5 protein-coding genes are annotated in these 4012 nt (G+C 69.3%); 1 reads left to right on the top strand and 4 read right to left on the bottom strand.

What is annotated here, in order from left to right:
• Positions 1-41: 41 nt before the first annotated feature.
• Complete coding sequence (locus BG35_RS10865; RefSeq protein WP_161632567.1) at positions 42-842, bottom strand: MFS transporter; 801 nt, start codon at positions 840-842, stop codon at positions 42-44.
• A gap of 143 nt (positions 843-985) precedes the next feature.
• Here BG35_RS10865 and moaC point away from each other — a divergent pair, with 143 nt between their 5' ends.
• Positions 986-1552 (top strand): cyclic pyranopterin monophosphate synthase MoaC, encoded by a 567-nt coding sequence (gene moaC, locus BG35_RS10860; RefSeq protein WP_269087829.1) that lies wholly within the window; start codon positions 986-988, stop codon positions 1550-1552.
• 13 nt (positions 1553-1565) lie between these two features.
• Here moaC and BG35_RS0107320 read toward each other — a convergent pair whose 3' ends face one another.
• The 3 genes from BG35_RS0107320 to BG35_RS0107310 all read right to left on the bottom strand — a co-directional run.
• Positions 1566-2345: a methyltransferase domain-containing protein gene (locus BG35_RS0107320; protein WP_152535219.1), complete on the bottom strand. Its 780-nt coding sequence runs from the start codon at positions 2343-2345 to the stop codon at positions 1566-1568.
• Complete coding sequence (locus tag BG35_RS0107315; RefSeq protein ID WP_025782316.1) at positions 2342-3040, bottom strand: alpha/beta fold hydrolase; 699 nt, start codon at positions 3038-3040, stop codon at positions 2342-2344. The genes BG35_RS0107320 and BG35_RS0107315 overlap by 4 nt, the downstream gene beginning before the upstream one ends.
• Positions 3037-4012 (bottom strand): aminotransferase class I/II-fold pyridoxal phosphate-dependent enzyme (locus tag BG35_RS0107310; RefSeq protein WP_025782315.1); only part of this gene is annotated, 976 nt, incomplete at its 5' end. The genes BG35_RS0107315 and BG35_RS0107310, both read right to left, overlap by 4 nt.

Here is a 4012-nt window from a genome sequence, read left to right as displayed (position 1 = left end):
GGTGAGGCGCTGCTCCCCCAGCCAACGGCTCAGGGGACCAATCAGCACCCCCTGCACCAGGGCCGCCACCCCCCCACCAGCATGAACAACTTCCCCACGTCCACCGCCTGCCAGGCCAACACCAGGCTGAGGAAGGGCACCAGGATGGTGGTGAAGCCGTTGAACACCAGGAAAAACAGGCCGAACCCCAGACTCAGACCCCCCACCCGGGGATTCAACAGCAGTTCCAGCACTTGCCGCAGGGGAACGAGCCGGGCCAGGCCGGGCATGGGCTGACGGGCCGGGGGGGGCAGGGTTTCCGGGAGCAGCAGGAAGGTGACCAGGAAGTTGAGGAGCGCGATGGAAACCGCCATGACAATGGGCAGTTGCAGATGCACATCCGCCAGAGCGCCCCCCAGCCCCGGCCCGATGATGAACCCCAGGCCGAACGCCAGACCAATGAGCCCGAACGCCCGGGCCCGCCCGTCGGGTGCCGTGATGTCGGCAATGACGGCCTGGGCGGTGGCGGCTGTCCCCCCCGTGGCCCCGTCCAGAATGCGGCCCGCGAACATCAGCGGCAGCCCCCCGGCCATGGCGAGCCAGCCCCAGCCGCTGGCGCCGCCGCCGAGGCCGGCGCCCACGCCGAACAGGCCCACCCCCACAGCAGAACCGGCAATACAAACCAGCATCACCGGCCGCCGGCCAAAGTGATCGCTCAGGGAGCCGATCACCGGCGTTGCCAGGAATTGGGCCATGGTGTAGCTGCCCCCCAGCAGGCCGATCACCAGCCCCAGTTGACCAGCCGGCTGCCAGGGGAGCCACCAGGAAGGTGAGCAGAGGGAAGACCACGCTTTCCCCAACACGGTCGTAGAGCAGGGTGAGAAAGACGCAGAACAGCGTCGAGGGGCGCTTCCAACTGGCCATCAGGACGGGTCTCGCGCCGATTCGGCACCACCCATGGGCGTTCCGGGTCCGAATGGGACAAGGCTAGGGTGACCCATCCCCTGTGGGCAGGAGCCCCTGGCCAGTTTTGCAACTCTCCCATCTTGATACCCAGGGGCAGGCCCACATGGTTTCCATGGCGGAGCGCCCATCCACAAACCGTCAAGCCATGGCGGAGGGGTGGATTCGCATGGATCCCCAGGTTTTGAAACGCATTACCGCCGCTGACGCCCCCAAGGGGGACGTGTTGGCCGTGGCCCGGATTGCCGCCATTCAGGCCGCCAAGCGCACCTGGGAATTGATCCCCCTCTGTCACCCCTTGCCCATCCACGGAGTGGAGGTGTGGATCAGCCCCACGGCCCGCCACTCCGGGCTACGGATTCAGGCTTCCGTGAATACCCATGCCCGGACGGGGGTGGAAATGGAGGCCCTCACCGCTGTGCAGGTGGGTCTGCTGACCATCTACGACATGGCCAAGGCCCTGGATCCCGCCATGGAGATTGGCGGCGTGCGGCTCCTCTCCAAACAGGGGGGGCGCCGCGGCGATTGGCGCCATCCCCGCGGAGATCAGGAGGCTGTTGATTCCCACCCCGGCCAGCAGGGGGAACCGTTGCCCCCCTCCCCGTCCTGAAGGCGGGGAAACCTTACCGACTCTCGGCTCCACAGCCGTTCAGCCGCTCCGCCAGTATCATCAACACCTCCCACTCCACGGCCACGTTTCCCTGGGGGCGCCTGGGCCAACAGCGATCCAGCCGGCGCAACTCCGCCGGCCCCAGACGCCCGCCGGCGCCCCCCGTGAGCCCCGAGCGTTTCAAGTGGCGAAAGAAGGCCAGGGGGGAGGGCCAGCCTTGACTCCGCCGCAGGAGACAGCAATGGCGGAGCCGCAGTTGGTCCGCCAACACCCCTTGCAGTCGTTGGGCTGACGGGAGGGACAGACCTGTCCAGGGCACGTTCGCCCGCTGCGCGGCCTGCCGCCAACTGGTGAAGCTGCCGGAGGTGGGCACCGCCAACAGCAGTTGGCCTCCGGGTCGCAAGGCCCGGCACCACTGACCAAGACTTTCCAGGGGCTGGGCCAGCCAGTGGAGCGCGAAGCTGCTGGCCAGCAGGGCGGGCTCCGCCACGGGCAATCCCCTGTCCAGATCCCAGGGGCGCACCTGCAACCCCGTTGCCAGGCGCAGAAGGGACACGTTGCGATCCACCACCTCCAGCGGGGGACACCCCTTCCGGGCCAGGGCCAAGGCCAGTGCCCCCGCGCCGCCCCCCAGATCCAGCCGCGGCCCCGACGGCAGCCGATTGGCCAGCGCGCCACGCCAAAGCGCAGCCAATCGCCGCGCCACACCCCTCTGCAGCCTGGCCTCCCGCACGTAGGCCCGCGCCTCGGCCGGTCCCATGGCGCATCCGATGCCGGGGTGGGGCATTGTCATGGGAGGGGACCGGGGAGCTTCTCCAGCCAGGTCACCACCTGGGGGATGAGGCCCTCGTCCAGCAGGGCATGACCGGAGCTGGCCAGGAGGAGATGGTCTGCCGTGGGCAATGCCTGGCGCAACGCCTGCCGGGCCAGGGGATGAACAATGCGATCTTCCCCGGCCTCCACGTTCAGCACGGGCGCCTGCCGGGGAAAGGTGGGGGGCAGGTCCCCCAGTTGCCCCAGCTTGGTCAGGTCGTCCCGCAACCGCTGGATGCCGGTGGGGGACACCGCCTCCGCCGGTAACCCCTCAGGCAGGCAATCCACAGGCAGGGGCGCCGCCACCTGCACCCGGAATCGGGCAAACAACTCCGCCACGTCTCCCCGTTGGAGATACTGATCCATGGCGGCCAGTTCGAGGCGTCGCCCGGCGCCGTGGCGGCCCTGGGGCACGAAGCGTCCGAAGCTGGCCAGCAATACCACCGCCTCGGCGGAGGCCAGCAGCGCTTCATCAACGAGATGAATCCCCATGGAACTGGCCATCACCACCCGCAGGCCCTCCTGTCCCCATCCGGGCATGGCCGGGGTCTGCGGCCCATAGCCCCGCTCTCCGCAACGGCAGCGCCAGCCCCTGGCGGCAAACGCCTCAACCCAGGGTTGCCAATGCTCCGCCTGGGACGACCAGCCATGCATGGCCAGGATCTGGAGGGTCATCTGTTTTGCTCGATAAGAAGAGTCTGCACCAAGGTGTCCACGGCCTGGGGGGGTTGGCCGCGGCGCAGCGCCACCCGCAGGCGGGCGGCGCCCCGGGGCACGGTGGGGGGGCGAATGGCGGCCACCAGGATCCCTGCCTCCTCCAACCGCTGTTGCAGCGCCATGGCCACCTCCTCATCCCCCACCAGAATGGGCACCACCGGACCATGGCCCGGGGGGCGGGGATAACCCAGGTCCACAAGCCGTTGGCGCAGTTGCCGGGCCCTGTCCAGCAGGGCTTGGCGCTCCGGCTCCAGGTGGGGCAGCCGTTGCAGGTTGGCCAGGGTGGCGGCCGCCAGGGGGGGGGCCAGAGCCGTGGAATAGCGGTAGCCGCCACAGAACTGGAGCAGGTAGTCCCCCAGCACCCCATCCACGGCCACCATGGCCCCGCCGCTGCCCAGAGCTTTGCCAAAGGTGCCCACCACCACGTGGACATGGGACCGCCCCCAGGCCAGGCCACGGCCCATGGGACCCAGCACCCCCAGGGCATGGGCCTCGTCCAGCACCAGCAAGGCCCCGAATCGCCCACACAACCTGCCCAGGCCCGCCACGTCCGGGCTGGCGCCTTCCATGCTGAAGAGGCTCTCGCTCACCACCAGCAACCGCTGCTCCGGGCGCCGCCGCCGCGCCTTCTCGAGGCGCCGTTCCAGATCGCCAAGATCGTTGTGGGCAAACCGTTGCATCACGGCGCCGCTGGCCCGCGCGCCCAGCAGCAGGGAATGGTGGCAGAGGCGATCCGCCAACACCAGGCACCGGCGATCCGCCAGGGCGGCCATCACGCTCACGTTGGCCTGAAAGCCACTGGGGAACAGGAACACCCGCTCCCGCCCCAGCCACCCACAAAGGGCCTTCCGCAGTTGCTGATGGACAGGCCGCAGGCCCGTGATCAGGGGCGAAGCGCCGGCGCCGGCGCCAACGGCCACCACACCAGGG

Source organism: Candidatus Synechococcus spongiarum SH4 (genome assembly GCF_000586015.1).
GTDB lineage: Bacteria > Cyanobacteriota > Cyanobacteriia > PCC-6307 > Cyanobiaceae > Synechococcus_B > Synechococcus_B spongiarum_F.
Note: the sequence above shows the minus strand (reverse complement) of the source record. Positions and strands in the feature narration are given on the sequence as shown.

Excerpts from the sequence above, each read along its gene's own strand:
- BG35_RS0107320 (WP_152535219.1), bottom strand. The coding sequence starts at position 2,345 with ATGACAATGCCCCACCCCGGCATCGGATGCGCCATGGGACCGGCCGAG.
- BG35_RS0107315 (WP_025782316.1), bottom strand. The coding sequence starts at position 3,040 with ATGACCCTCCAGATCCTGGCCATGCATGGCTGGTCGTCCCAGGCGGAG.